The organism is Candidimonas nitroreducens, from assembly GCF_002209565.1.
Lineage (GTDB): Bacteria > Pseudomonadota > Gammaproteobacteria > Burkholderiales > Burkholderiaceae_B > Candidimonas > Candidimonas nitroreducens.
The window spans coordinates 187,689-213,272 of the sequence record NZ_NJIH01000004.1 but is presented as its reverse complement, the minus strand read 5'-3'; the positions used below and the strand labels follow the sequence as shown (position 1 = coordinate 213,272).

Annotated in this window: 22 protein-coding genes; 15 read left to right on the top strand and 7 right to left on the bottom strand. The window is 67.1% G+C overall.

The annotated features are described in order from the left end of the window. Positions 1-84 precede the first annotated feature (84 nt). Genes yajC through queA form a run of 3 tightly spaced genes read right to left on the bottom strand, consistent with a single transcriptional unit; the run spans position 85 to position 2,710 of the window. Positions 85-435, bottom strand: a complete 351-nt coding sequence (gene yajC, locus CEY11_RS08450) for a preprotein translocase subunit YajC (RefSeq protein ID WP_088602940.1) — start codon at positions 433-435, stop codon at positions 85-87. Positions 436-485: 50 nt separating this feature from the next. Further along, positions 486-1,622: a tRNA guanosine(34) transglycosylase Tgt gene (tgt, locus tag CEY11_RS08445; RefSeq protein WP_088602939.1), complete on the bottom strand. Its 1,137-nt coding sequence runs from the start codon at positions 1,620-1,622 to the stop codon at positions 486-488. After that, positions 1,619-2,710 carry a tRNA preQ1(34) S-adenosylmethionine ribosyltransferase-isomerase QueA gene (gene queA / locus CEY11_RS08440; RefSeq protein WP_088603224.1) on the bottom strand — a complete coding sequence of 364 codons (1,092 nt, stop codon included), beginning with the start codon at positions 2,708-2,710 and terminating at the stop codon, positions 1,619-1,621. The genes tgt and queA overlap by 4 nt, the downstream gene beginning before the upstream one ends. Positions 2,711-3,310: 600 nt before the next feature. Here queA and dacB point away from each other — a divergent pair. The 6 genes from dacB to CEY11_RS08410 all read left to right on the top strand — a co-directional run bounded on the left by dacB (position 3,311) and on the right by CEY11_RS08410 (position 8,078). Further along, positions 3,311-4,870, top strand: coding sequence for a D-alanyl-D-alanine carboxypeptidase/D-alanyl-D-alanine endopeptidase (gene dacB, locus CEY11_RS08435; protein ID WP_233154793.1), 1,560 nt, complete (start codon positions 3,311-3,313; stop codon positions 4,868-4,870). A gap of 145 nt (positions 4,871-5,015) precedes the next feature. Continuing rightward, on the top strand, positions 5,016-5,654 hold the full coding sequence (upp, locus tag CEY11_RS08430; protein WP_088602937.1) for a uracil phosphoribosyltransferase: 639 nt from the start codon (positions 5,016-5,018) through the stop codon (positions 5,652-5,654). A gap of 298 nt (positions 5,655-5,952) precedes the next feature. Continuing rightward, on the top strand, positions 5,953-6,669 hold the full coding sequence (locus CEY11_RS08425; protein ID WP_088602936.1) for a hypothetical protein: 717 nt from the start codon (positions 5,953-5,955) through the stop codon (positions 6,667-6,669). A gap of 222 nt (positions 6,670-6,891) precedes the next feature. Further along, positions 6,892-7,218 (top strand): DUF883 family protein, encoded by a 327-nt coding sequence (locus CEY11_RS08420; protein ID WP_088602935.1) that lies wholly within the window; start codon positions 6,892-6,894, stop codon positions 7,216-7,218. A gap of 108 nt (positions 7,219-7,326) precedes the next feature. After that, positions 7,327-7,737 carry a phage holin family protein gene (locus CEY11_RS08415; protein ID WP_088602934.1) on the top strand — a complete coding sequence of 137 codons (411 nt, stop codon included), beginning with the start codon at positions 7,327-7,329 and terminating at the stop codon, positions 7,735-7,737. Next, complete coding sequence (locus tag CEY11_RS08410; RefSeq protein ID WP_088602933.1) at positions 7,734-8,078, top strand: hypothetical protein; 345 nt, start codon at positions 7,734-7,736, stop codon at positions 8,076-8,078. Before CEY11_RS08415 ends, CEY11_RS08410 begins: the two co-directional genes overlap by 4 nt. A 10-nt stretch (positions 8,079-8,088) precedes the next feature. Here CEY11_RS08410 and ubiD read toward each other — a convergent pair whose 3' ends face one another. After that, on the bottom strand, positions 8,089-9,633 hold the full coding sequence (ubiD, locus tag CEY11_RS08405; RefSeq protein ID WP_088603223.1) for a 4-hydroxy-3-polyprenylbenzoate decarboxylase: 1,545 nt from the start codon (positions 9,631-9,633) through the stop codon (positions 8,089-8,091). A 352-nt stretch (positions 9,634-9,985) separates the two neighbouring features. On the opposite strand from ubiD, the gene CEY11_RS08400 reads away from it, so the two are divergent. Continuing rightward, positions 9,986-10,975: a transglycosylase SLT domain-containing protein gene (locus tag CEY11_RS08400; protein ID WP_233154792.1), complete on the top strand. Its 990-nt coding sequence runs from the start codon at positions 9,986-9,988 to the stop codon at positions 10,973-10,975. Positions 10,976-11,135: 160 nt separating this feature from the next. Here CEY11_RS08400 and CEY11_RS08395 read toward each other — a convergent pair whose 3' ends face one another. Beyond that, on the bottom strand, positions 11,136-12,293 hold the full coding sequence (locus CEY11_RS08395) for a pyridoxal phosphate-dependent aminotransferase (RefSeq protein WP_088602932.1): 1,158 nt from the start codon (positions 12,291-12,293) through the stop codon (positions 11,136-11,138). A 174-nt stretch (positions 12,294-12,467) separates the two neighbouring features. Between CEY11_RS08395 and CEY11_RS08390 the strand changes: the two genes are divergently transcribed. From CEY11_RS08390 to CEY11_RS08375, 4 genes are all read left to right on the top strand, one after another. After that, on the top strand, positions 12,468-13,394 hold the full coding sequence (locus tag CEY11_RS08390; RefSeq protein WP_143322735.1) for a hypothetical protein: 927 nt from the start codon (positions 12,468-12,470) through the stop codon (positions 13,392-13,394). Positions 13,395-13,616: 222 nt separating this feature from the next. Beyond that, on the top strand, positions 13,617-15,905 hold the full coding sequence (locus tag CEY11_RS08385; RefSeq protein ID WP_088602930.1) for an NADP-dependent malic enzyme: 2,289 nt from the start codon (positions 13,617-13,619) through the stop codon (positions 15,903-15,905). Then, the gene (locus CEY11_RS08380; RefSeq protein ID WP_088602929.1) at positions 15,886-17,166 is read left to right on the top strand and encodes a patatin-like phospholipase family protein; all 1,281 of its coding nucleotides are present in this window, start codon (positions 15,886-15,888) and stop codon (positions 17,164-17,166) included. Before CEY11_RS08385 ends, CEY11_RS08380 begins: the two co-directional genes overlap by 20 nt. Positions 17,167-17,318: 152 nt before the next feature. Then, complete coding sequence (locus CEY11_RS08375; RefSeq protein ID WP_088602928.1) at positions 17,319-17,789, top strand: barstar family protein; 471 nt, start codon at positions 17,319-17,321, stop codon at positions 17,787-17,789. Between the two features lie 8 nt (positions 17,790-17,797). On the opposite strand, the gene CEY11_RS08370 is transcribed toward CEY11_RS08375, so the two are convergent. Further along, entirely contained in the window at positions 17,798-18,529 is a 732-nt protein-coding gene (locus CEY11_RS08370) for a 16S rRNA (uracil(1498)-N(3))-methyltransferase (RefSeq protein ID WP_088602927.1), read from the bottom strand. Positions 18,530-18,892: 363 nt separating this feature from the next. Here CEY11_RS08370 and tkt point away from each other — a divergent pair, with 363 nt between their 5' ends. From tkt to lpxO, 4 genes are all read left to right on the top strand, one after another. Continuing rightward, positions 18,893-20,938, top strand: coding sequence for a transketolase (tkt, locus tag CEY11_RS08365; protein WP_088602926.1), 2,046 nt, complete (start codon positions 18,893-18,895; stop codon positions 20,936-20,938). Between the two features lie 15 nt (positions 20,939-20,953). Further along, the gene (gene gap / locus CEY11_RS08360; RefSeq protein ID WP_088602925.1) at positions 20,954-21,967 is read left to right on the top strand and encodes a type I glyceraldehyde-3-phosphate dehydrogenase; all 1,014 of its coding nucleotides are present in this window, start codon (positions 20,954-20,956) and stop codon (positions 21,965-21,967) included. A 94-nt stretch (positions 21,968-22,061) separates the two neighbouring features. Further along, on the top strand, positions 22,062-23,258 hold the full coding sequence (locus CEY11_RS08355) for a phosphoglycerate kinase (RefSeq protein WP_088602924.1): 1,197 nt from the start codon (positions 22,062-22,064) through the stop codon (positions 23,256-23,258). Positions 23,259-23,354: 96 nt separating this feature from the next. Further along, complete coding sequence (gene lpxO / locus CEY11_RS08350; RefSeq protein ID WP_088602923.1) at positions 23,355-24,254, top strand: lipid A hydroxylase LpxO; 900 nt, start codon at positions 23,355-23,357, stop codon at positions 24,252-24,254. A 137-nt stretch (positions 24,255-24,391) separates the two neighbouring features. Here lpxO and CEY11_RS08345 read toward each other — a convergent pair whose 3' ends face one another. Further along, entirely contained in the window at positions 24,392-25,219 is an 828-nt protein-coding gene (locus tag CEY11_RS08345) for an NAD-dependent epimerase/dehydratase family protein (protein ID WP_088602922.1), read from the bottom strand. Between the last annotated feature and the right edge of the window lie 365 nt (positions 25,220-25,584).

Sequence of the window (25,584 nt, the reverse complement as noted above, 5' to 3'; positions counted from 1 at the left end):
GACGAGCCCCGGCAGCTAGTGCCGGGGAAGAGATCGGTGCCGGTTTGCCTGGTTCGTGGGCCGGGCAAACATGGCGCCAGGTGCTTAGAGCGCCTTGATGGTGCCCTTGGGCAGTACCGAGGTGACGGCGGTGCGTTGCAGCACGGTTTCCACCGGCTTGTCGGCGATACTGGATATTTCGAGCGTGATGTAGCTGTCGCTGACCTTGGTGATCTTGCCCAGCAGGCCGCCGCTGGTGATGACTTCGTCGCCCTTGGCCAGTGCCGCCACCATGTTGCGCTGTTCTTTCTGGCGCTTCATTTGCGGGCGTATCATCAGGAAGTAGAGAATCACGAACATCAGGATGATGGGCAGCATGCCCATCAGCGCGTTTTCTCCGCCGGCCGCCGCGCCGGCCTGGGCGGCGATGGTGTTCAGTGTGTCTAGAGCGAGCATTCGGTACTCCCGATCCTTTTAATAAACTCACTATTGTAGCGACATCTGGCTCATTCGATGCCGCGGGCTCGATCGTGCTCGAAGCCGGCGCGCCATTGGGCGAAGGTGCCGGCCTCGATGGCCTGGCGCATTTCCTGCATCAGGTTCAGGTAGAAGTGCAGGTTGTGCAGGGTATTGAGGCGCGCGCCGGTGATCTCGTTGGCGCGCTGCAGATGGTGCAGGTAGGCGCGCGAGAAGTGCCCGCAGGTGTGGCAGCCGCAGCTCGCGTCCAGCGGCCGCGTGTCGCTGCGGTAGCGCGCGTTGCGGATCTTGATGTCGCCGTAGCGGGTGAACAGCCAGCCGTTGCGCGCGTTGCGGGTGGGCATCACGCAGTCGAACATGTCCACGCCGCGGCTCACGCCCTCGACCAGGTCTTCGGGCGTGCCCACGCCCATCAGGTAGCGCGGCGCCGCCACCGGCAGCCGCGGCGCCACGTGGGCCAGCACCCGCAGCATCTCTTCCTTGGGCTCGCCCACCGACAGGCCGCCTATGGCGTAGCCGTGGAAGCCGATGTCGACCAGGCCCTGCAGCGATTCGTCGCGCAGTGCCTCGAACATGCCGCCCTGGACGATGCCGAACAGCGCGTTCGGGTTGCCCAGTTCGTCGAAGGCGGTGCGCGAGCGCCGCGCCCAGCGCAGCGACATGCGCATCGAGCGCGCGGCTTCCTCGGCGGTGGCCGGGCGCCCGTCTATGGCGTAGGGGGTGCACTCGTCGAACACCATGGCGATATCGGAATTCAGTGCGCGCTGGATGCGCATCGATTCCTCGGGCGTCAGGAACAGCCGGGCGCCGTCTATGGGCGAGGCGAATTTCACGCCTTCTTCGGTGATCTTGCGCAGGCCGTTCAGGCTGAAGACCTGGAAGCCACCGGAGTCGGTCAGTATGGGTTTCTGCCACTGCATGAAGCCGTGCAGGCCGCCGTGCGCCTGCATGACCTCGGTGCCGGGCCGCAGCCACAGGTGGAAGGTGTTGCCCAGCACGATCTGGGCGCCGATCTGCTCCAGCTCGTGCGGCAGCATGGCCTTGACGCTGCCATAGGTGCCCACCGGCATGAAGATGGGCGTCTCGACGATGCCGTGATTCAGGGTGATGCGGCCGCGGCGGGCCGCGCCGTCGGTGGCCAGCAGCTCGAATTGCAGTCCGCTCATGGCCGGGGATCCTCGGGGCGAACCGCCGCGCCGCGGGCTGGGCCGGAGGTTTCCCGGGGGGATTCTATGAACATGGCGTCGCCGTAGCTGAAGAAGCGGTAGCGTTCCGCGACCGCGTGGGCGTAGGCGCGGCGGATGGGCTCCATGCCGGCCAGCGCCGAGACCAGCATCAGCAGGGTGGACTGGGGCAGGTGGAAATTGGTGATTAGGGCATCGATGGCCCGGTATTTGTAACCGGGGGTGATGAACAGCCGCGTGTCGCCTTCCACAGGCCCCGGGGCGTCCGGATCCTGCGCGGCGGCCGATTCCAGGGCGCGCACGCTGGTGGTGCCGACGGCCACGATCCGGCCGCCGGCCTTGCGGGTGGCGCGCATCAGATCCAGGGTTTCGGGGGGAACCACATAGCGTTCGGAGTGCATCACGTGTGCGCTCAGATCCTGCACGCGCACCGGCTGGAAGGTGCCGGCGCCGACGTGCAGAGTGACGAAGGCGCGCTGCACGCCCTGCGCCGCCAGGCGCTCGAGCATGGGCTGGTCGAAATGCAGCCCGGCCGTGGGGGCGGCCACGGCGCCCGGCTCGCGGGCGTAGACGGTCTGGTAGCGTTCCTCGTCTTCCCGCCCAGCGGCGTGGGTGATGTAGGGCGGCAGCGGCGTGCTGCCGTGGCGCTCCAGCAAGTCCAGCACGCGCTCGGGAAATTCCAGCTCGAACAGCTCGCCCTGGCGTCCCAGAACCCGCGCCGAAAAAGCATCTTCCAGCCGCAGCGCGCTGCCGGCCTTGGGGGATTTGCTGGCGCGCACATGAGCCAGCGCCAGGGTGGGGGCGGTAATGCGCTCGACCAGCACCTCGACCCGGCCGCCGCTGTCCTTGCTGCCGCGCAGCCTGGCCTTGATGACGCGGGTGTCGTTGAAGACCAGCAGGTCGCCGGCGCGCAGCAGCCCGGGCAGGTCGGTGAAGCGCAGGTCGTGCAGGCGCGAGCCGGCGTCCAGGTGCAGCAGGCGGCTGCCGCTGCGTTCGGCCGCGGGCGCCTGGGCAATGAGTTCGGAAGGCAGCTCGTAGTCGAACTGCGAAAGTTCTAGTTTGGGGTTCACGGGGGAAATCAGGAAGGCGGGGCGCAAGATGCCCCGCGCAATTGGCGACAGGACGGTATTTTAGTCGCAAGTGGTGCACCGGCCGGCCAGAGCGCTACTCGGGACGAGTGGCGTGACCTGGCAAATCCCGTCCAAGGGTACCGCCAGCCATACTACCGCCAGCCATACCTGGGGCTGCCCCTTGCTGCGCAAGGATAGTGTGAGCCAGAGGCCGGGCCGGAATTCGACATCCAGGCGGTCTTCTGGCGCGCGAACGGCGGGATGGCCGCCCGGGCGGGACGGCTGGTGCTCGCGCCGGCCTTGCCGGCCTGCGGCCGCCTTGCCTGCTGTTACGATTTCCTCCTGTTTCCCGCGGGGATGGATCCGGCGGGGCGCTCGAGCGGTGTGTGCCGGGCCCGCATGCAGGCAGGAGCCCGTCATGCCTGCAAGGTCGCCGCAATATTTGTTCCCCGGGTTTAATGACTTATGATGGAGCGCGGCGCGGCTGGGCCGCGCGCGTGCGCCGGATCGGCGGCGCTTTTTGCTTATGCCTGCAGCTTCCGGCGCCCGGGGTTGCGGCAGCGGATCTCCATCATGGTTATGCGGTTGACGGGAAAAAAGATGAACTGGATAAGCCCGCCGGCGTGGCGTCGCGTGCCGGCTTTTGTCATGCTGGCTGCGAGGGACGCGGCCTTGGAAGGGGGCGCCGCCTGGTCGGCCGCGGCCTTGCTTGGACGGATAAGCACCTGTGTTGCGGCCTTGTGGCCGGCGCCTCTGCGCCGCGCGGCCGCGGGCCTGGCGCTGGCATGGACGGCGGTCGCCGGTGCGCAGCAGCTGCCGCCGGAACTCGCCCAGGCCTGGCAGGCCACGCGCGTGCCGCTGGGCTCGCTGTCGCTGGTGGTGCGGCAGATCGACGGCCCGCAGCTGGTCGCGGTCAACGACGCCGTGCCGCGCAACCCGGCCTCGGTAATGAAAATGGCCACCACCTGGAGCGCGCTTTCGGGCCTCGGGCCCGACTATTCCTGGCGCACCACCTTCCTGGCCGGGCGCGGCGACCGGCCCGACGCCCAGGGCACTTTGCGCGGCCCCTTGTACCTGAAGGCGGGCGGCGACCCCATGCTGCGCATCGAAGACCTCTGGACGCTGCTGAACGATTTGCGCCTGCGCGGCGTGAAGAATATTTCCGAGCTGGTGGTGGATCGCTCCATCTTCGGCCGAGTCGCCACCGATCCGGGTGCTTTCGACGATGCGCCAGACCGCCCCTACAACGCCAGCCCCGACGCGCTGATGGTGGGGCTGGGCGCGGTGCGGCTGGTGTTCCAGCCCGACGCGCGGGCGCACAAGTGGATACCCATCGTCGATCCGCCCCTGCCCGAGATTCGCGTCCAGGGCTCGGTAAAGTGGGAAGCCGGGGCCTGCCGGGGATCGCCCGAGATCGCCACTGACGTCGGCGGCAGCGGCGGCGCCTCCGTTTTGCACATCAGCGGGGCGGCGCCCGGGTCTTGCGGCGAATTCAGCGTCTACCGCCTGGCCATGCCGCAGCCGGACTATTTCGCCGCCGTGTTCCGCCTGCTCTGGAAAGAGCTGGGCGGCACCCTGGGCCGCGGCGTGCGTGCAGGCGCGGTGCCTGCGGATGCCGTGCCGATCGTCTGGCACGACTCGGCCTCCCTGGCCGACACCATCCGGCTCATCAACAAGAACAGCAACAATGTCATGGCCCGCACCGTGCTGCTGACGCTCGGGGCGGTCAAGAATGGCCCGGGGGCCACGGTGGATAGCGGCGACCGGGCCGCGCTGGCGGTGCTGGCCGGGCAGGGCGTGGACACCGCCGGCTGGGTGATCGACAACGGCGCCGGGCTGGCACGCCAGGCGCGCCTGACGGCCCGCGGCCTGGGGCAGATGCTGGACGTGGCCTGGCACACGCCGCTGATGTCCGAGTTCATGTCCTCGCTCGCCATCGCCGGCGTCGACGGCACGGTCAAGCGCCGCCTGCGCGGCGGCGACGTGAAGGGCATGGCGCACCTGAAGACCGGCACGCTGCGCGACTCCCGCGCCCTGGCCGGCTATGTGCTGGGCGCCAGCGGCAAGCGCTATATCGTGGTCAGTGTCGTCAACGACCCGAAGGCCGGCGCGGTGCGGGCCTTCGACGACGCACTGATCCGCTGGGTCGCAGACAAATAGATGATAATGGCTTCCCTATTTCGCGTGCATGCTGCCCGGATAAAGACTTTCCCGTCTCGCAGCCTGCATGCCGCTCGGATTCGCCAGGCACCGCACAGTCCGCAGGGGCTGTGCGGTGCCTGGGCTCATCAATCCTGGAACCGACATGCCCATACATGAAATCCGCCACCCTTTGATACGCCACAAGCTCGGGCTGATGCGCCGCGCCGATCTCAGCACCAAGAATTTCCGCGAAATGGCACAAGAGGTCGCCGCGCTGCTGACCTACGAGGCCTCCAAAGACCTGCCGCTGGAGCCGCATACCATCGAAGGCTGGTGCGGCGAGGTGGCCGTCGAAAAACTGGCCGGCAAGAAGGTGACGGTAGTGCCGATACTGCGCGCCGGCATAGGCATGCTGGACGGCGTACTCAGCCTGATACCCGGCGCCAAGGTCAGCGTGGTGGGCATCGCCCGCAACGAAGAGACGCTGCAGGCGCACACCTACCTGGAACGGCTGGTGGGCGCGCTGGATCAGCGCCTGGCGCTGATCGTCGATCCGATGCTGGCCACAGGCGGCTCGATGGTCGCCACCATAGACATGTTGAAAAAGGCGGGCTGCCGCAATGTCCGCGCCCTGGTTCTGGTCGCCGCGCCGCAGGGCATCGACGCCGTGCTGGGCAAGCATCCCGACGTGCATATCTATACGGCCTCGATAGACAGCCATCTGAACGAGAACGGCTATATCATCCCCGGCCTGGGCGACGCCGGCGACCGCATCTTCGGCACACGGCAGCAAGTGGGCTGACTGCGGCCGCGGCACTGCCGGCCCCGCATCGGCCCGCGCCGTCCGGCGCGCCGCCATGTACGCCGGCCTGTACATGGCGGCCCGGCATTCGTTCGGTGCCGGCCGCACGCGGGCCACACGCGGGCCACACGTCGCCGGCATGTAGGCGATGTGTGGCCTATGCCGGCGCCCTGCAGCTTGCGCGAGTTCATTCTCTAAAGGCCGGTTAATGATTACTAACGATTATTCATCTTTTGTCCGCGGCCGCGCACGCGAAGCGTGTAGTATGAAGGCACGACGGTTCGATTGGAAAGATTCCATGAGCAGGCTGTGGTGTGCGGGTGTGGTGGTAATGGCTGGGTGGATCGGCCTTGCGGCGTCCGCCCGGGCAGACGTATGCGCGGCACCGTTCATGCACGACGGCGGCCATGTGCGCCTGGTCGGTTCGGGCGCCATGCAGCTGGGTGCCGATGTGCATTTTTCCGAGGTGCGCAAGGCGGCGGCCGGCGCCTGCCAGGCGCGGGTGCAGGGCTCGGCCAGCTTCAGCTTGGCGGGCTTGCCTCCGGGCAAGTCGAAGATCGATTACTGGATGTCGGTGCGCAAGGGCTATGCGCACTTCGAGCGTCGCGACGATTCGGGGCAGCGCGTGCCCATGAATGGCGGTTTCGACCTGCGCATGCTGGGCCTGTTTGCCTACGGGCAGCCGATCACGCATGCCGGCCAGACTTTCCCCGCCCTGAAGTTCCGGGTGCATATCGACCGCCAGGCGCAGCCGCTCAGCGTCAGCACCGGGGTAAAGACCGTCGGGCAGCGCGAGCGCATCCAGACGGCGCGCGGCCCGCAGTCGTGCTGGCCGGTGCGCTACCAGCGTGTCACCGACCCCACCCAGGCTTCGTTCAACGGCCTGGTTCTGCCCATACCCGGCATGCGCGCCGCCGTTACCGACTGGTTTTGTCCGGCGCTGCACATGGTGATGAAGCAGGAAAGCAGCCAGCAGGGCCTGAACTCTGAACTGAAGGTGACGAATCTGGAATAAGCGCGAGGTGCCGCTGAGCAAAGCCCGCAGCGAGGCGGCGTACCGCGGTGAAAAGTCTGCACGACGCGGAAGTCTGCACGACGCGGTGGAAAGTGTCAGGGCCCGGTGTGTTCAGCTCTTGGGCCGGGCACACGGGACAATAGGGATATCGGCCGATTTCGGCCGTGGGGCCGTGATGTATGATTTTGAGTAACCGCTACAACCTTGTACAAGGAGCATGCCATGCCTGCAAAAGATAATGCTGCCAAAGATGTCCAGGCCGAAGACCAGTTCATCGAAAGCGTCAAGAACAGCCTGGACGATGCCGAGAAACTGCTGCGCGAAGCGGCCGACGCCACCGGCGACAAGGCTGCCGAGCTGCGCGACAAGGCCTTGCGCTCGTTGCGCCGCACCCGCGAAGCCCTGTACGACACGCAAGACGCGCTGTTGCTGCGCGGACGCCAGGCGGTGCACGCCACCGACGATTACGTGCACGACAATCCATGGCAGGCCATAGGTGTAGCCGGGTTGACGGGCCTGCTGGTGGGCATGTTGATCAGCCGCCGCTGACGCCGCCCCGCGCCGCGCGCTCCGTTGCGGGGCCTGGCGGCGCGGTTTTCGCGACCCTGGTCGCAAGCGCAATTCGCAAGCGCAATTTCTACCGGATCTCGACCTGCCATGGCCCTGAGACAATCCGTGGGCGACATCGCCGGCACCTTGCTGTCCATGCTGCACACGCGGCTGGAGCTTTTCTCCCTGGAAGCCTCCGGCGAAGCGTCGCGCCTGTTCAAGCTGGCTGGCCTGGCGTTTGCCGCGCTGCTGTTCCTGGCGCTGGCCGTGCTGGTGTTTTCCATCGCTTTCGCGCTGTATTTCTGGCCGGGCCCCGACCGCTACCTGGCGCTGGGCCTGCTGGCCCTGCTGTATGCGGTGTTGGGGCTGGCGCTGTTCTGGGTGGTGCGCCGCGCCCTGCTGTACGGCCCGCTGCCTTTTGCGGCCACCCTGGATGAGTTGCGGCGCGATGCGGCGCTGGCGGCCCGCCTGGGTGAATCCCCCGCGGCCCGGAACGCCGTACCCAAGGATGCGCCATGAGCGACCGCAACACCCGCAGCCGGCAGGAATTGCGCATCGAAGTGCTGCGCGCACGCGCGGCACTAGAGCGCCAGGCGCTGCGGCGCAGCGTGGCGCAGGCGGGCACCGAGCTGCGGCCCGCGGCGCTGCTGCAGGCCGCTTTGCCGCGCCTGTTGCCGCGCAGCGGCCGGGGCTGGCTGGCCGATGGGCTGTCGCTGGCGCGGCGCTACCCGCTGCTGGTCAGCCTGGCTTCCGCGCTGCTTACCGGCCGGCGGCGTGGGCGTACCTGGCTGCGCCTGGGCGCCGGGCTGCTGCTGGGGCTGCAGGCGTGGCGCATGCGCGATCAAGGCGGGCGCCGGTAATAGGCGCCGTTTATAGCCCCAGGCTTTGCCACATGGCGTCCACGCGGGCCTTGACGCTGGCGTCCATGACGATGGGGCGGCCCCATTCGCGCTGGGTTTCCCCGGGCCACTTGTTGGTGGCGTCCAGGCCCATCTTGCCGCCCAGGCCCGACACCGGCGAGGCGAAATCCAGGTAGTCGATGGGCGTGTTGTCCACCAGCACCGTATCGCGCACCGGATCCATGCGCGTGGTCATGGCCCACACGACTTCCTGCCAGTTGCGCGGGTCGACATCTTCGTCGACCACCACGATGAATTTGGTGTACATGAACTGGCGCAGCACGCTCCAGATGCCGAACATCGCGCGCTTGGCATGCCCCGGATATTGCTTGCGGATGGACACCACCGCCAGCCGGTAGCTGCAGCCTTCGGGCGGCAGGTAGAAATCGACGATCTCGGGCAGCTGGCGCCGCAGCAGCGGCACGAATACCTCGTTCAGGGCCACGCCCAGCACCGCGGGCTCGTCGGGAGGCTTGCCGGTGTAGGTGCTGTGATAAATGGGGTCGCGCCGCATGGTGATGCGTTCGACGGTGAAGACCGGGAACCAGTCCTGTTCGTTGTAATAGCCGGTGTGGTCGCCATAGGGCCCTTCCAGCGCCATCTCGTAGCTGCGGTCGGCCGGCCCCGGCGCGCCTTCGGGTACTTCCAGCGGCCGGGCGCGCGGGTCGCCGGCGGGCAGCAGATGGCCCTCGAGCACGATTTCGGCGCGCGCCGGCACCGACAAGCTGCTGCCCAGCGCCTCGGCGACTTCAGTGCGGCTGCCGCGCAGCAGGCCGGCGAACTGGTATTCCGACAGGCTGTCGGGCACCGGGGTCACCGCCCCCAGCGTGGTGGCCGGGTCGGCGCCCAGCGCCACGGCCACCGGGAAGGGCGCGCCCGGATGCGCCAGCGCGTGGTCGCGGAAGTCGAGCGCGCCGCCGCGGTGCGACAGCCAGCGCATGATGAGCTTGTTGCGGCCAATGATCTGCTGACGGTAGATGCCGAGATTCTGGCGGCGCGCCCGCGGGCCGCGGGTGATCACCAGGCCCCAGGTCAGCAGCGGGGCGGCGTCGCCGGGCCAGCAGCGCTGCAGCGGGATCCGGTTCAGATCCACGTCCGTGCCTTCCAGCACGATTTCCTGGCAGGCCGGGCCCTTGACGGTTTTGGGGCTCATGTCCCAGAGCGCGGCCTTCAGCATGGACACCTTGGCCAGGGCGTCGCGCAGCCCGCGCGGCGGTTCGGGCTCGCGCAGCGCCGCCAGCAGCTCGCCGGTCTCGCGCAGCGCACCGACATCGTCGGCGCCCATGCCGCGGGCCACGCGCGCCGGCGTGCCGAACAGATTGGTCAGCACCGGCATGGCCGCGGGCGCGCCCGCGTGCACGGCGCGCTCGAACAGCAGCGCCGGGCCGCCGGCGCGCAGCACACGGTCGCCGATCTCGGTCATTTCGAGGTCGGTGGACACCGGCACGGCGATGCGCCGGAGTTCCCCGGCACCCTCGAGCTGCGCCATGAAGTCCCTGAGGTCACGGTATTTCACGGAAAATCCCATCGATTTCGTTACATTTGCGAAACAGGACTAAGGTTAACATCGGCCTGTCTTCTTTTTCACGGATACCGGGAGAATGACCGAGTCTTCTGAGAAGAATCCTCCTTTTTCCGCCGGGCCGCCCCAAGGAAAAAAGCGCCCCCCGAGGGGGCAGCAAGCCGAAGGCGCAGCGTGGGGGCCTCCTTTCTCCGCCGGGCCGCCCCAAGGAAAAAAGCGCCCCCCGAGGGGGCAGCAAGCCGAAGGCGCAGCGTGGGGGCCTCCTTTCTCCGCCGGGCCGCCCCAAGGAAAAAAGCGCCCCCCCGGGGGGCAGCAAGCCGAAGGCCCTGCGTGGGGCTTGACGTTCATGAGCCGTACGTTCCGCGGCCTGGTCAACCAGGGCGGGGAATGCCTGCACGTCGCCTCCATCTATCTGGGCATTGCGGTGCTGGTGACTATGGGCTTGAGCCTGACCGTGCCTTCCTTGCGGCTCCAGTCGCGCAATATGCACGACGCGCTGATGGCCACCCTGCGTCCCGATGTGATGCAGGGTGGAGCCTCTGCGACGTCTTATGCTTCGTATGCCCAGGCAAGCGATGCCGTACTGGCCAATACCATGGACACCGATCTCGGCCCCGAGTTCGCCGTGGACGAGGCCCAGGCCGGCGCGACGGCTGCCGATACCGCCAGCGCCGCGGGAGACGCGCGGACTGCGAGCGGCGCAAACGCCGCGGTCACCCTGGTTGCGGGGGGCGCCGCCGTGGCGACGCCCGAGCTCCAGGCCGGTGCGGCGGTGCAGTCCGAGAGCAATATCGCGAAGGCGGAGCTGGCGTCGCCCAGCTATTTCCTGCGGGCGCTGGGCGTGGCCGCCCAGGGCCGCCTGTCCATACCCCATGTGAGCAAGGCGCAGGCCGAAGCGCTGCGCAGCTATATCGCGCGCAAATACCAGATTGCCTACAACGCGGCCGGGGTGTTGATCAAGACCGCGTTCACAGTGGGTAGCGAGCAGCATCTGGATCCGCAATTGCTGCTGGCGGTGATTGCCATCGAGTCCCGCTACAACCCCTTGGCCGAAAGCCATGTCGGCGCACAGGGCTTGATGCAGGTCATGACCAATGTGCATAAAGACAAGTTCGCGCATTTTGGCGGCGGCCTGGCCGCGGCGCTCAACCCCATCGCCAATATCCGCGTGGGTTCGCAGATCTTGAAGGACTGCATCAAGCGGCGCGGTTCGGTGCAGGGTGGGCTGGCGTGCTACGTGGGCGCGTCCGGAGCCAATGACGGCGGCTACGGCGCGCGGGTGCTGGCCGAACAGCGCCGCATCGCCCTGGCGTCGGGGATACCGATACAAAAGTGAGCGGCTTGTCCACCTCGCAGCTTACATGTTGCCCGGATTCGCCAGACACACCGCAGTCCGCAGGGGCTGCGATGTGTCCGGGCTCATCCATCTCGCGGTCTGCATGCCGCTTGGGCTCTCTGGCGCAGCTCCGTGCGCAGGGGGCGTGCCGCGCCCGGGCTTATTCCAGGAAGCGCTCGATGCGGGCTATGGCTTCCTGCAGGCGATCCAGCCCGGTAGCGTACGAGAAGCGCATGGTCTGGCGTGCCCAGGCCGCACCGAAGTCGCGGCCGGGTACGGCGGCCACGCCGGCCTCGTGCAGCAGGCGGTGCGAGAAGTCGTCGCTGTCCTGGCTGTGCGCACTGATGTCGGCATAAATATAGAAGGCGCCGTCGGGCACCACCGGCACGTGCAGCCCGAGCCGCTCGAATTCAGGCAGCAGGTAGTCGCGGCGCTGCTTGAACGACAGCCGCCGGTTTTCATAGATGCGCATCACGTCCGGCTCGAAGCAGGCCAGCGCGGCGTGCTGAGCCAGCGAGGGCGCGCAGATCGCCAGGCTGGCCGCGAGTTTTTCCACCGCCGGAACCATGGACGCGGGCGCGATCAGCCAGCCCAGGCGCCAGCCCGTCATGTGGAAGTACTTGGAAAAACTATTGACGATGATCACGTCCTCGTCGAGGGTGAGGGCGCTTTGCGGCGCCTGCTCGTAGTACAGGCCCAGATAGATTTCGTCCATGATGACGAAGCCGCCGCGCTGGCGCACCTCGGTAATCAGCGCCTGCAGGTCGGCTCGGGCGATGGTGGTGCCCGTGGGGTTGCTGGGCGAGGCGATCAGCACGCCGCGCGTGGCCGGCCCCCAGTGCTTGCGGACGTCGGCGGCGCTTAGCTGGAAGCGCTGCTGCGCGCCGCAGGGTATCAGGCGCGGAATGCCGCCGGCGCCGGTGATGAAATTCTGGTTGGCGGGGTACGAGGGGTCGGGCATCAGGATCTCGTCGCCCGGATTGATCAGCGCCATGCTGAGCAGCAGCAGTGCGCCCGAGGCGCCGGAAGTCACGACCACCCGGTGCGGGTCGACCGTGGCGCCGAATTGTTGGGAATAATAATGCGCAATGGCGTCGCGCAGCGGCGCGATGCCGGCCGGCGGGGTGTAGCCGCTTAGCCCGGCGCGCGCGGCGCGATCCAGGGTTTCCAGCACCTGCGCCGGCGCGGTGAAGTCGGGTTCGCCTATGCCCAGGCTGATGACGTCGCGGCCTTGGGCGTTGAGCGCATTGGCCTGTTTGAACAGCTCTACAGCGTAGAATGGCATCACTTGTTCGGTGCGCTTGGCAAGGGCGGGCATGAGACTGGCTTTCCGGGTGGGCAGAGTGGGACAAGAGAAGAATTGTAGAGCGTTGCGGCGCGGGCCGCTGCCGCGTGGGCGGGCGGCGGCTGCGCAGGCCGCGCTGCCGGCGCAGCCCCGGCCGCGGCGCCTGCAGATATATTGATCGGAAATCTTCACCGGGAATCGCCGTACATGCCGTCACCTTCGCGCCGTTCATTCCTGATGGGCCGCCGCCCTTCCAGGGATCCATGGGACAATTTCTGCCAGCGCATGCGCCGCAGCATCGTCGGCACCTTTTTCGACTATGGCGCGGAACAGGGGGTGGGCAGCGCCCGGCTGGTGCCGGCCGAGCCGGCCGACGTGCATCATGCCCGTACGCTTTGCGCCGAATACGGCGTGCTGCTGACCCTGGGCGGGGTGCCGCAAGGGTCGCAGCCGCTGGGCCAGTCGGTGCTGTGGGTCGAGCCCGGGCGCGAGATGGCTGCCTGCCGCCGCCTGAAAGAGGGCGGCAGCCAATGGTTCGTGCAGCCCGGCTGCCTGCTGGGCGATCTGGAAGAGGCCGGTTTTCGCCAGTTTGCCGATTGGCCCTCGTACCTGACCGTGGCGGCGTGGCTGGCCGATCGCACACTGTGCGACTGGGACGGCGGCCAGACCCACATGTCCGGCCTGGATCATGCTGCCGTCATGCTGGCCGACGGCTCCACCATGACGCTCGGCCCCTTCGGCACCGACAGCAATCAGGCCTTGCCCAATCTCAGCGCGCAGCAACTGGTGTCCAGCCTGTTCGAATTGTCGGCGCGCACCGAGGCCCAGGCCTGCCGGCGTCTGGGCCCCTGGCCCGCGCGCTATCGCCTCGATGCCTTGCTGCCCGCCGAAGGGCACACCATCAACCTGTCGCACCTGGTGCTGGGGCAGGGCGGCGCGCTGTGCTGGGTCGAATGGGTGGTGCTCAACGAGCGCCGCATGGCGCCGCGCCCCGATACCGGCCGCCCCGATTTTTCCACGCATCACGACAGCTCCGAAGACGAGGCCTGGTTTTTCGCGGCCGACCTCGATGCGCGCGTCAAGACACTGTTCGATCCGTCCGATCTGTTTCCTTATACCGGCCAGGATATTTGATTCCCTTTCTAAATTAATCGTGCGTAGCCAGCTTCGCTTGCGCGTTCATGATTGATTCAGGTATGGAGTGAGCGGCCGGCCGGCGCCATGTGCCGCCGCCGCGGCGCCAATCAGCAGCCGCCCGCGTCCGGGGCGGGCGATCCGGCTCGGCCTCCCTGCAAATAATCTGTGGCAAGGGCTAGAATGAGCGTCTCTCTATATCTACCCCGGTCAAGAATCATCATGGACGACAATATTCGCACCGCAGCCCTCGCCTATCACACTCACGGGCGCCCCGGCAAGGTCGCGGTCACCCCGACCAAGCAGCTCTCGAACCAGCGCGATCTGGCTCTGGCGTATACCCCCGGGGTAGCCGCGGCCTGCGAAGAGATCGTCACCGATCCGGTCAATGCCTATCGCTACACCGCGCGCGGCAATCTGGTCGGGGTCATCACCAACGGCACGGCGGTGCTGGGCCTGGGCAATATTGGCGCGCTGGCCTCCAAGCCCGTCATGGAAGGCAAGGCGGTGCTGTTCAAGAAGTTCGCCGACATCGACGTGTTCGACATCGAGATCAACGAAACCGACCCCGATAAGCTGGTGGACATCATCGCCGGCCTGGAGCCTACCTTCGGCGGCATCAACCTGGAAGACATCAAGGCGCCCGAATGCTTCACGGTCGAGCGCAAGCTGCGCGAGCGCATGAAGATTCCGGTCTTCCACGACGACCAGCACGGTACCGCCATCTGCGTGTCGGCCGCCTTCAGCGGCGGGCTCGAGGTCGTCGGCAAGCCCATCGACCAGGTCAAGGTGGTGGTTTCGGGCGCCGGCGCCGCGGCGCTGGCCTGTCTCGACCTGATGGTCGACCTGGGCCTGCCGCTGGCCAATATCTGGGTCAGCGACATCGAGGGCGTGGTCTACAAGGGCCGCAAGGCGCTCATGGATCCCGAAAAAGAGCGCTACGCGCAAGACACCGAGGCCCGCACGCTGGGTGAAATCATCGAGGGCGCCGACGTATTCCTGGGGCTGTCGGCCGGCGGCGTGCTCAAGCCGGAAATGGTGGCGAAGATGGCGGCGCGGCCGCTGATCCTGGCGCTGGCCAATCCCACCCCTGAAATTCTGCCCGAGGTCGCCCGCTCGGTGCGTGACGACGTGGTCATGGCCACCGGCCGCTCCGACTATCCGAACCAGGTCAACAACGTCTTATGCTTCCCGTATATTTTCCGCGGCGCGCTGGACGTGGGCGCAACCACCATCACGCGCGGCATGGAAAAGGCCGCCGTGCAAGCCATCTACAAACTGGCCCAGGAAGAGCAGAACGAGGTGGTGGCCGCCGCGTACGGCACCTACGGCGTGTGCTTCGGGCCCGAATACCTGATCCCCAAACCCTTCGATCCGCGCCTGATCGTGCGCATCGCCCCCGCGGTGGCGCGCGCCGCCATGGAAGACGGCGTGGCCACCCGGCCCATCGACGATCTCGACGCTTATACGCAGCAGCTGCAGCAGTTCGTGTATCGCTCGGGCTCGTTCATGAAGCCGCTGTTCTCTATTGCCAAGGGCCTGGTGCGCGATGGCGGCAAGGCCCGCATCGTGTTCGCCGAGGGCGAGGAAGAGCGCGTGCTGCGGGCGGTGCAGGTGGTGGTCGACGAAAAACTCGCACGGCCCATACTGGTGGGCCGGCCGGCGGTGCTGCAGGCGCGCATCGAAAAGTTCGGCCTGCGGCTGCAGCTGGGCACCGACGTCGAGGTCACCAATCCCGACTACGACGAGCGCTTCCACCGTTACTGGACCACCTACTGGGAACTGATGTGCCGCCGCGGCATCAGCAAAGAAATGGCGCGCGTCGAGATGCGCCGCCGGCTCACCCTGATCGGCGCCATGATGGTGCACATGGGCGATGCCGACGGCATGATCTGCGGCACGGTCGGCACTTATGCCAATCACCTGCAGTTCATCGACCAGGTCATAGGCCACAGCAGCGGCGCGCGCACCTATGCCGCCATGAATATCCTGCTGCTGGCCGAGCGCACCGTGGCGCTGGTCGACACGCACGTCAACGATGATCCCAGCGCCGAGCAGCTTGCCGAGATCACGCTGGCCGCCGCCGCCGAGATGCGGCGCCTGAATGTCGAGCCCAAGGTGGCGCTGCTGTCGCGCTCCAATTTCGGCTCGGGCAGCTCAGCCTCGGGCGCCAAGATGCGCCAGGCCCTGGAACTGATCCGGGCCCAGGCCCCGGAACTCGAAATCGACGGCGAAATGCACGGCGATTGCGCGCTCAACGAGGCCTTGCGGCTGCGCATCCTGCCTTCGACCACGCTCAAGGGCGATGCCAACCTGCTGGTGTGCCCCAACGTCGATTCGGGCAATATCGCCTACAACCTGCTCAAGACCACCGCCGGCGGCAATGTCGCCGTGGGCCCGTTCCTGCTGGGGGCCAATGCGCCGGTGCATATCCTCACGTCCAGCTCTACTGTGCGCCGCATCATCAACATGACGGCGCTGACTGTGGTCGATGCCAATACACCCAGGTAGCACGGGCCCGGCGCCCTCCCTCCCGTCCAGCCTCCATACGGGGCTGGTACTGACCGGGGGCGGCGCCCGCGCCGCCTACCAGGTCGGGGTGCTCTGTGGCGTGCTCGATATCCTCGACCCCAAACGGCGGCCGGATTTCCTCAATCCTTTTCGCATCATCTGCGGCTCTTCGGCCGGCGCCATCAATGCGGCCGCGCTGGCCTGCAAGGCCGACGCGCCGCGCGAGGCCATGGCGCACACGCGCCGGCTCTGGGAAACCTTGCGCACCGACATGGTGTACCGCAGCGACAGCGCGGGCTTGTTTCGCAGCGGACTGCGCTGGCTGGGCATGCTCAGCCTGGGCTGGCTGCGGCCCGAGCCGCAGCGCAGCAGTCCGCGCGCCCTGCTGGACAATCAGCCACTGGCCGAGCTGCTGGGATCCGTGCTCGATTTTCCGCGGCTGCGGCGCAATCTGAACAATGGCTTTCTCGACGCGCTGGCGATCACCGCCACCGGCTACACCAGCGGCGAGCACATTACCTTCTACGAGTCGCACCTGAGCATCCAGCCCTGGACCCGGCCTTTGCGCCGTGCGGTACCGAGCCACATCGGCATCGAGCACCTGATGGCCTCCACGTCCATTCCCTTCGTGTTTCCGGCGCAGGCCATTTCCCTGCGCCCGCGGCCCGATGCGCCCATGGCCAAGGCGCTGCTGCAGGCCGACTCCCCGCACGGGCAGACTGAATGGTGCGGCGACGGCTCCATGCGGCAGCTCGCGCCCTTGAGCCCGGCGATCCATATGGGAGCGGATCGCATCTTCGTAATAGGCACCGGGCACGAAGACGACACGTACCCTGAACAGCGCCGCGAAGATCCGCTGTATCCTACTTTGGCGCAGATCGGCGGCCATGTATTGTCGAATATTTTTCTGGACAGCCTGGCCATGGATGTGGAACGTATGGAACGCATCAATGAACTGCTTGCGCAAGTGGCCCCGGATGTATTAAAAAGCCAGTCGCTGCGCCCGGTTAGGTCTTTGTCTATTACGCCAAGCCGGTCGCTGGACGAAATCGCCATGCGGCACCTGGAACAGATGCCGCGCGCGGCCCGCAGCCTGTTCAGGGTGCTGGGCGTATCGTCCGGTTCCAGTTTGTCGGCGGGCGGAGCTTTGGTTTCGTATCTGTTGTTCGAGTCGGGTTATACGAAAGAGTTGATCCGCCTCGGACGCAACGACAGCATGAGCCGCGTAGAGGAAGTGCAGGCGTTTTTCAAGGAGCCCTGATATGGAACGACCCCCACGCTCACGGCCCACCGCGCGGCTCGTAGGCCGCTTGGATTCGTCAGGCATAGCGCAGTCCGCAGGGACTGTGCTATGTCCGAACTCATCACCCAAGGGGGCTTCAGCCTCCTTTGGGCGGCCCTGCGGAGGCTGACATGGCCCAGGCACAGTCGCTGCAGAAGAGTCTGCAAAAAGGTGGTTTGCTCGACATCTCCTCCATCGGCCGGCAAGAGGCGGCAGAGGCGGCCCAGGCTTTGGGGATGACGCTGTTCTTCGTCGACTGCGACCGCGCGCGCAGCTGTTCGGCCGTGTTGCGGGCCATCGCCAAGGCCGTCGACTTCCCCGAATATTTCGGCAGCAACCTGGATGCGCTGTCCGATTGTCTGTGCGACACGCTGCAGGATCAGAAGGTGGGCATGGTGCTGTGGCTGCACAAGCTGCATTCGGGCGATCCGGCGCTGGCCGCCGATGCCGCCGCCATCGAAAGCGTGTGCGCCGACACGGTGGAATTCGCGGCCGACAACGGGCGCTATTTCGCCTACGCCATCGAGCATGCCGGCAAGCATCCCGACCCCGAACCGGGCGTGGCGCCCACGCCGTACGCCGGCAACCGCGAACACGAATAAGAAGAGGTTCAGTCCCAGCCCAGCAGGGCGCTGGCGGCAGCCACCAGCGCCAGTCCGGCGGTCTCGGTACGCAGCACGCGCGCGCCGTGGCGCACCGCCTGCAGCCCGTGGCCGCGCGCCAGTTCCAGTTCGTCTTCCGCCCAGCCGCCTTCCGGCCCGACCAGCAGCGCCAGGCGCCGCGTGCCGGGCCGTAGCGCCTGCGCCAGGCTTTGCGGCGCCTCGGGATGGCAGAACAGGGCCAGGCCGGACTCATCGAGGCCGCGCAGGCAGTCGGCCAGGCCGGCCGGCGCAGCGATCTGCATGAGGCGGTTGCGCCCGCACTGCTCGCTGGCCGACTGCGCCACGCGTTCCCAGTGCTGCCGGCGCTTTTCCAGGCGCGCACCGCTCAGCTGCAGCACACTGCGCCGGGCCGCCACCGGCACCAGCCGCCGCACGCCGAGTTCCACCGCTTTTTCTATGATCCAGTCCATCTTGTCGCCGGCGGCAATACCCTGCAGCAGCGTGATTTCGCCCGCCAGCTCGGCTTCGCGCGCATCGTGCGCCCCCAGCAGCGCGCTGGCGCCCTTGCCCGTGGCGTGCAGCGTGGCCGGGTATTCGCCGCCGCGCCCGTCGAACAGCGCGATGGCCGCGCCGTCGCGCAGCCGCAGCACGCGCAAGGCATGGTGCGCGAGCGCCTGCGGCAATTCGATGGTCTGGCCCGCGGCGAGGCCGGCGGGGCAATAGAAGCGGGGCGTAGCCATGGTCGTGCGGGTGCGCTAGAGAGCCGGCCGGGCAATGCCGGCGACAGGCGGGCCGGCACTGGCGTGAGCCGGCAATGATAATAAAAGCCGGAATGACTGGGGCCGGAAATGAAGAAAATGAAAGGGGCCGGCACAATAAGGTAGCACGCCCTGCTGTCGTGGAGAACAGGCCGCGGCTTTTTGCCGCAGGCACAGCGCCCCTGGCGGCAAACTCGTGCAAGCGCCTGCAATACCAGGCAATCGAATGTATCCGCGCGCAAGGGGGGCGCGATGCCGGATGGTAAAATCCAAGCCTTTGCAAACCCTGTTGCGGCGATCGGCCCGGCGGTTTCCCCGAATGGGGCCGCGCCTTGCGAGTTCTTCATGAACCTACCTTCAGTCCACGATGCTTCTCTGGCCAATGCTATCCGCGTGCTGGCCATGGACGCGGTTCAGAAAGCCAATTCGGGCCACCCGGGGGCTCCCATGGGGCTGGCCGAAGTCGCCCAGGTGCTCTGGACGCGTCATCTGCGCCATAATCCCGCCGATCCGGCCTGGCTCGACCGCGACCGTTTCGTGCTGTCCAATGGGCATGCCTCCATGCTGCTGTACGCCGTGCTGCACCTGAGCGGCTATGACCTGCCCATGGAAGAGCTGAAGAATTTCCGCCAGCTGCATTCCCGCACGCCCGGCCACCCCGAAGTGGGCCTGACTCCTGGCGTCGAAACCACTACCGGCCCGCTGGGCCAGGGCCTGGCCAATGCCGTGGGCCTGGCGCTGGCCGAGGCCCTGCTGGCCATGGAGTTCAACCGGCCCGGCCATACGGTGGTCGACCACCACACCTATGCCATCTGCGGCGACGGCTGCCTGATGGAAGGCATTTCGCACGAGGCCTGCTCGCTGGCGGGCACGCTCGGGCTTTCCAAGCTGATCGTGTTCTATGACGACAACGGCATTTCCATCGACGGCGAGGTCGACGGCTGGTTCCGCGACGATACCGTCAAGCGCTTCGAAGGCTATGGCTGGCACGTGATTCCGCCGATCGACGGCAATGACGCGGCGGCGGTCGAGGCGGCCATTGAACGCGCCAAGCGCATGTCCGCCGAGGGCGGCGGCCCCACCCTGATCTGCTGCCGCACTGTCATAGGCAAGGGCTCGCCGCACAAGGCCGGCACCGAAAAAGTGCACGGCTCGCCGCTGGGCGAAGAAGAGGTCGCGGCCACCCGCAAGGCGCTGGGCTGGGCCTGGCCGCCTTTCGAGATTCCCGAGCACGTCTACCGGGGCTGGGACTGCCGTCCGCGCGGGGGCGAGTTGCAGGCCGAATGGCAGCATCGTTTCGATGCCTATGCCGCCGCCTTCCCGGAACAGGCTGCCGAGCTCCTGCGCCGCATGGCGGGCGAGCTGCCCGCCGGTTTCGACGAGCAGGCGCGCGCCTTCATTGCCGCAACCGCCGCCAAGGGCGAGACGGTCGCCACTCGCAAGGCCTCGCAGCTCGCCATCCAGGCCTTCGCCCCGGCGGTGCCCGAGATGCTGGGCGGCTCGGCCGACCTGACCGGCTCGAACCTTACCGACTGGAAGGGCGGGGCGCCGGTAATGGTCGGCTCGGAAAGCCTGCAGCCCGGCCGCTACATCCATTACGGGGTGCGCGAATTCGGCATGGCCGCCATCATGAACGGCGTGGCCCTGCACGGCGGCTACCTGCCTTTCGGCGGCACCTTCCTGACCTTCTCCGATTATTCGCGCAATGCCTTGCGCATGTCGGCGCTGATGAAGCAGCGCGTGGTGCATGTGTTCACCCACGATTCCATCGGCCTGGGCGAAGACGGCCCCACGCACCAGTCGGTCGAGCACGCGGCCAGCCTGCGCCTGATCCCCAATCTGCACGTATGGCGCCCCTGCGACACCACCGAGACCGCGGTGGCCTGGGCCGCGGCGCTGCGGCGTCCGGCCAGCATCGGCATGGCGGTGCACGACGGCGGCCCCAGCGCGCTGCTGTTGTCGCGCCAGAACCTGCCTTTCGTGCAGCGCGACGAACCGACCGTCCAGGCGATCGCCCGCGGCGGCTATGTGCTGCGCGACGCGGCGCAGCCGCGCGCGGCCATCATTGCCACCGGCTCCGAAGTCTCGGTGGCCCTGGCGGCGCAGGAACAGCTGGCAGCCAAAGGCATCGCGGTGCGGGTGGTATCCATGCCCTGCACCCAAGTGTTCGATGCGCAAGACGAGCAATGGCGCGCCGCCGTGCTGCCCGACGGGTTGCCGCGCGTGGCAGTGGAAGCCGGCGTCACTGCCGGCTGGTACAAATATGTCGGCCTGCACGGCAAGGTGGTGGGCCTGGATACCTACGGCGAATCGGCGCCCGGCGGTGTCCTGTTCAAGTATTTCGGCATTACGGCCGAGCATGTCGCGGCAGCGGTCGAGCAAGTTTTATAAAACAGGAGAATTGCAATGACGATACGGGTAGCGATCAATGGGTACGGGCGTATTGGTCGCAATATTTTGCGCGCCCACTACGAGGACGGTAAAAAGCACGACATCGAGATCGTCGCCATCAACGACCTCGGGGATCCCAAGACCAACGCGCACCTGACGCAGTACGACACCGCCCACGGGCGTTTCCCGGGCAAGGTGTCGGTAGATGGCGAATACATGGTAGTCAATGGCGACAAGATCCGCGTGCTGGCCAACCGCAACCCCGCCGAGCTGCCCTGGGGCGAGCTGGGCGTGGACGTCGTGCTCGAATGCACCGGCTTCTTCGCCACCAAGGAAAAGGCCGGCGCGCACCTGAAGGGCGGCGCCAAGAAAGTCATTATCTCTGCCCCCGGCGGCAAGGACGTGGATGCCACCATCGTCTACGGCGTGAACCACGGCGTGCTCAAGGCCAGCGACACAGTCATTTCCAACGCCTCGTGCACCACCAACTGCCTGGCGCCGCTGGTACAGCCCCTGCACCAGAAGCTGGGCATACTCAGCGGCCTCATGACCACCGTGCACTCCTATACCAATGACCAGGTTCTGACCGACGTCTATCACCAGGATCTGCGCCGCGCCCGTTCGGCCACCATGAGCATGATCCCCACCAAGACCGGCGCCGCCGCCGCGGTCGGCCTGGTGCTGCCCGAGCTCAACGGCAAGCTCGATGGCTACGCCATCCGCGTCCCGACCATCAACGTGTCCATCGTCGACCTGTCGTTCGTGGCCGCGCGCGAGACCTCGGTCGACGAAGTCAACGGCATACTCAAGGCCGCGTCGGAATCCGGGCCGCTCAAGGGCATCCTGGAATACAACACGGAACCCCTGGTTTCGGTCGACTTCAACCACAACCCCGCTTCCAGCACTTTCGACGCCACCCTTACCAAGGTTTCGGGCTCGCTGGTCAAGGTGTCGTCCTGGTACGACAACGAATGGGGCTTCTCCAACCGCATGCTCGACACTACGGTCGCGCTCATGTCGGCGCGCTGATCCGCCGTCATTACCGATGTGCGCGGGGCGGGGCAACCCGCCCCGCGCATATTTTCCGCGCACATTCCAATTCCGATCTGGCCACCCCACATCCATGTCTACAGTCCAAACCCTCAGTTCCCTGGCGCGCGCCGGCGCCCTGGCAGGCAAGCGCGTGTTCATACGCTCCGACCTGAACGTGCCCTTTGACGAGGCCGGTGAAATCACCGAAGACACCCGTATACGCGCTTCGGTGCCGGCGATGCGCATGGCGCTGGACGCCGGCGCTGCGGTGATGGTCACCTCGCATTTGGGGCGCCCGAAAGAGGGCGTGCTGACCCCCGCCGACAGCCTCGAGCCCGTTGCCGCGCGCCTGTCGCGCCTGCTCGACCAGCCGGTGGCGCTGCTGCGCGATTGGGTCGACGGCGTGCAGGTGCAGCCCGGCCAGGTGGTGCTGCTGGAAAACTGCCGCTGCAACGTCGGCGAGAAAAAGAACGACCCCGCCCTGGCGCGCAAGATGGCCGCGCTGTGCGACGTCTACGTGAATGATGCCTTCGGCACCGCGCACCGCGCCGAGGCCACCACCGAGGGCATTGCGCACTACGCTCCGGTGGCTTGTGCCGGCCCCTTGCTCGAGGCCGAGCTCGATGCCCTGGGCCGCGCGCTGCTGGAGCCACGCCGCCCGCTGGTTGCCATCGTCGGCGGCTCCAAGGTGTCCACCAAGCTGTCCATCCTGCAGGCCCTGGCCGCCAAGGTGGATAAATTGGTGGTGGGCGGCGGCATCGCCAATACCTTCATGCTGGCCGCCGGCCTGAAAATCGGCAAGTCGCTGGCCGAGCCCGAGCAGCTCGACCAGGCCCGCGCCGTGATCGATCTGATGAAGGCGCGCGGCGCCGAGGTGCCCATTCCGGTGGACGTGGTGTGCGCCAAGAACTTCGGCGCCGACGCCGTGCCCGCCGTCAAAGAGGCCGCCGAGGTGGCCGAGGACGACATGATCCTGGACATAGGCCCGCGCACCACCGTGCAGCTGGCGGCGATTCTGGCGCAGGCCGGAACCATCGTCTGGAACGGCCCGGTAGGGGTGTTCGAATTCGAGGCCTTTGCCGGCGGCACGCAGGGCGTGGCCCGCGCGGTGGCCGATTCCCCGGCCTTCTCGATTGCCGGAGGCGGCGACACCTTGGCGGCCATCGCCAAGTTCCATATCGCCGACAAGATGGGCTATATCTCCACGGGCGGAGGCGCCTTCCTGGAATTCCTCGAGGGCAAGCCTCTGCCGGCCGTAGAGGCGCTGAAGGCGCGCGCCGCGGGGTAGTGTCCGTTCGCTTGGCTCATGGCGGCCGGCTGGGGCCGCGGGCTATAATACTGCCGCTTTATTTATTTGAATGTCTCTGCGGGCGGGAGTGGCCCTATGCGCTGGATAGTGTTGTTGCTGTTCGTGGTCTGCGCGGTCTACACGCACCGCCGCGGCAAGGTCAGGCATGGCTTCTTCCGGCAGCTGTCGGATCATTCCACTTTCATGTCGCCCCTGAACTGCTTCGTGTATGCGTTTTCGAGCGTGCCTTCCACACCCTACCTGCAGCCTGCGCTGTTTCCCGACCTGGACGTGCTGCGCGGCGAGTGGCAGACCATACGTGCAGAGGCGCTGGCCTTGCGCGAAGCCAGCCGCATCCAGGCGGCCCAGCAGTACAATGACATAGGCTTCAATTCCTTCTTCCGCAATGGCTGGCGGCGTTTCTACCTGAAATGGTATGACAACCCGCATCCTTCCGCGGCGCAATACTGCCCGCGCACGCTGGAGATCCTCAATCGCCTGCCTTCGGTGAAGGCCGCCATGTTCGCCCAGCTGCCGCCGGGCGGCAAGCTGGGCCTGCACCGCGACCCCTACGCGGGCTCGCTGCGCTACCACCTGGGGCTGGCCACGCCCAACGACGACGGCTGCGCTATTTTCGTGGATGGCGAGCAATACTCGTGGCGCGACGGCCAGGACGTGGTGTTCGACGAAACCTATCTGCATTACGCCGCCAACAAGACCGAGCAAGACCGCATCATCCTGTTCTGCGACATCGATCGGCCCATGAAGTACCGCTGGGCCCAGGCCGTCAATAATGCCATCGGCGGCTTCCTGATGCGCGCCGCCGCTTCGCCCAACGAAATCGGCGACCGCACCGGCGGCCTGAACCGTGCCTTCAAGTACCTGTACGCCGTACGCCGCGTCGGCAAGCGCCTCAAGGCCTGGAACCGCAACGTCTACTACGCTGTCAAGTGGGCCATCTTCGCCGTCATCCTGCTGGCGATCTTCTGGCACTGATCGGGGCCGTGTTTCCCAGCGGCGTTTCGTTGGCCGCCGCGAGGCCCGCGGGCCTCGGCAGGGCTTTATACCAATCCGCTTTCAAAGAGATAAGAATCCCTTGTATGAATTCTTATATTTTTGATTGCAGATGCGCATTAGCCAATTAGCGACTTGTAGCCCAGCACCGCGTCCGGCCACGCCGGTACGAAGCCGCTGGCGCGCAGGCGGGCGTTGCCTAGCCTTTTGCTGCCTGTCTCTCCGCCCGGCGGGCCGTACGGGGGCTGCGGCGCCCCCAGCATGCGCGCCAGGGCGTCGTACAGATCTTCTATCAGGTGCGGCGTGTCGTCGGCGCCGATGTAGCATTGCCGGGCGTGCTGCAGGCCCAGCACATGCGCCACAGCCCGTGCCGCGTCGTCGATGTGGAAGCGATTCGCCCAATGCCCCGCGCCGCGCGGCACCCGCGCCGCGCCGTCGGCTATGCGGCGCAGCAAGGCCACGCGGCCGGGGCCGTACAACCCGGCCAGCCGCAGGCTGGCTGCGCAGCCCAGCTCTTCCCGCAGCCAGGTTTCGGCCTCCAGCAGTATGCGGCCGTTGAAGGCCGCCGGGCGTGCCGGCGTGTCCTCGTCCACCCAGGCGCCGCCGTGGTCGCCGTACACCGCGCTCGAAGATATGAACACGAAGCGCTGCAGCGCCGCGCGATCGAGCGCGGCGAGCAGGTTGCGTGGGCCGTGTTCGAACACCGCGCGGTAGGCCCGCTCGTCGCGTGCGTCCGGCGCCGGCGCATACACCACGTGTGTAATGCCCGGGGGCAGGCCGCGCAGCGGCCGGGCCAGGTCGCCCGCCAGCCAGCGCAGCCCGGTGGAGTCGTGCGCCGGCGGCCGGCGCCGCAGCGCCCACACCTCGTCGCCCTGTTCCCGCAGCAGCCGGCCGGTGCGCAGGCACAAGTCGCCCGCGCCGGCCAGCAGCACGCGCCGCCTTGTCATCGATCTGTTCCTCCCGGCTTGCGATGGGCCTGCCCGCCCGGGCGGGCCGCGTCCCTTGTGATTCGCCCGCAAGCAGGCCTGAATCGTGGTTTCCAATACTGATAAACTCCATTCTAAGCCGCCCCGATATCCCGGCTCGTGGCCGTGCCGGCCAGGCCTGGGTGTAGGCCGATGGCCTGTCGGCGGGCATGGCGGCCGCTCCTCCCGAGGCCGGGTCGGGCGGCCGCCTGCACTGCCCGGCCTGCGCGTCCCGGCTTACGTGGTGCGACCTATGCGGCCCGGCCCGCGCGGCCCGAGCTACGCGGCTCGACCTACGCGGCTCGAGCTGTTCCGGGCGCGCCGCGTGGGCCGCGTCCAACTGCCCA

What these genes read in the sequence shown, in the direction of transcription:
- CEY11_RS08390 (WP_143322735.1), top strand. Translation starts at nt 12,468, where the DNA reads ATGCCGTCACCTTCGCGCCGTTCATTCCTGATGGGCCGCCGCCCTTCC.
- CEY11_RS08345 (WP_088602922.1), bottom strand. Translation starts at nt 25,219, where the DNA reads ATGACAAGGCGGCGCGTGCTGCTGGCCGGCGCGGGCGACTTGTGCCTG.
- CEY11_RS08395 (WP_088602932.1), bottom strand. Translation starts at nt 12,293, where the DNA reads ATGCCCGCCCTTGCCAAGCGCACCGAACAAGTGATGCCATTCTACGCT.
- CEY11_RS08370 (WP_088602927.1), bottom strand. Translation starts at nt 18,529, where the DNA reads ATGGCTACGCCCCGCTTCTATTGCCCCGCCGGCCTCGCCGCGGGCCAG.
- CEY11_RS08380 (WP_088602929.1), top strand. Translation starts at nt 15,886, where the DNA reads ATGCCAATACACCCAGGTAGCACGGGCCCGGCGCCCTCCCTCCCGTCC.
- yajC (WP_088602940.1), bottom strand. Translation starts at nt 435, where the DNA reads ATGCTCGCTCTAGACACACTGAACACCATCGCCGCCCAGGCCGGCGCG.
- lpxO (WP_088602923.1), top strand. Translation starts at nt 23,355, where the DNA reads ATGCGCTGGATAGTGTTGTTGCTGTTCGTGGTCTGCGCGGTCTACACG.
- CEY11_RS08425 (WP_088602936.1), top strand. Translation starts at nt 5,953, where the DNA reads ATGAGCAGGCTGTGGTGTGCGGGTGTGGTGGTAATGGCTGGGTGGATC.
- CEY11_RS08415 (WP_088602934.1), top strand. Translation starts at nt 7,327, where the DNA reads ATGGCCCTGAGACAATCCGTGGGCGACATCGCCGGCACCTTGCTGTCC.
- tkt (WP_088602926.1), top strand. Translation starts at nt 18,893, where the DNA reads ATGAACCTACCTTCAGTCCACGATGCTTCTCTGGCCAATGCTATCCGC.
- CEY11_RS08420 (WP_088602935.1), top strand. Translation starts at nt 6,892, where the DNA reads ATGCCTGCAAAAGATAATGCTGCCAAAGATGTCCAGGCCGAAGACCAG.
- CEY11_RS08375 (WP_088602928.1), top strand. Translation starts at nt 17,319, where the DNA reads ATGGCCCAGGCACAGTCGCTGCAGAAGAGTCTGCAAAAAGGTGGTTTG.
- CEY11_RS08355 (WP_088602924.1), top strand. Translation starts at nt 22,062, where the DNA reads ATGTCTACAGTCCAAACCCTCAGTTCCCTGGCGCGCGCCGGCGCCCTG.
- CEY11_RS08385 (WP_088602930.1), top strand. Translation starts at nt 13,617, where the DNA reads ATGGACGACAATATTCGCACCGCAGCCCTCGCCTATCACACTCACGGG.
- dacB (WP_233154793.1), top strand. Translation starts at nt 3,311, where the DNA reads ATGAACTGGATAAGCCCGCCGGCGTGGCGTCGCGTGCCGGCTTTTGTC.
- tgt (WP_088602939.1), bottom strand. Translation starts at nt 1,622, where the DNA reads ATGAGCGGACTGCAATTCGAGCTGCTGGCCACCGACGGCGCGGCCCGC.
- CEY11_RS08400 (WP_233154792.1), top strand. Translation starts at nt 9,986, where the DNA reads ATGAGCCGTACGTTCCGCGGCCTGGTCAACCAGGGCGGGGAATGCCTG.
- CEY11_RS08410 (WP_088602933.1), top strand. Translation starts at nt 7,734, where the DNA reads ATGAGCGACCGCAACACCCGCAGCCGGCAGGAATTGCGCATCGAAGTG.
- gap (WP_088602925.1), top strand. Translation starts at nt 20,954, where the DNA reads ATGACGATACGGGTAGCGATCAATGGGTACGGGCGTATTGGTCGCAAT.
- upp (WP_088602937.1), top strand. Translation starts at nt 5,016, where the DNA reads ATGCCCATACATGAAATCCGCCACCCTTTGATACGCCACAAGCTCGGG.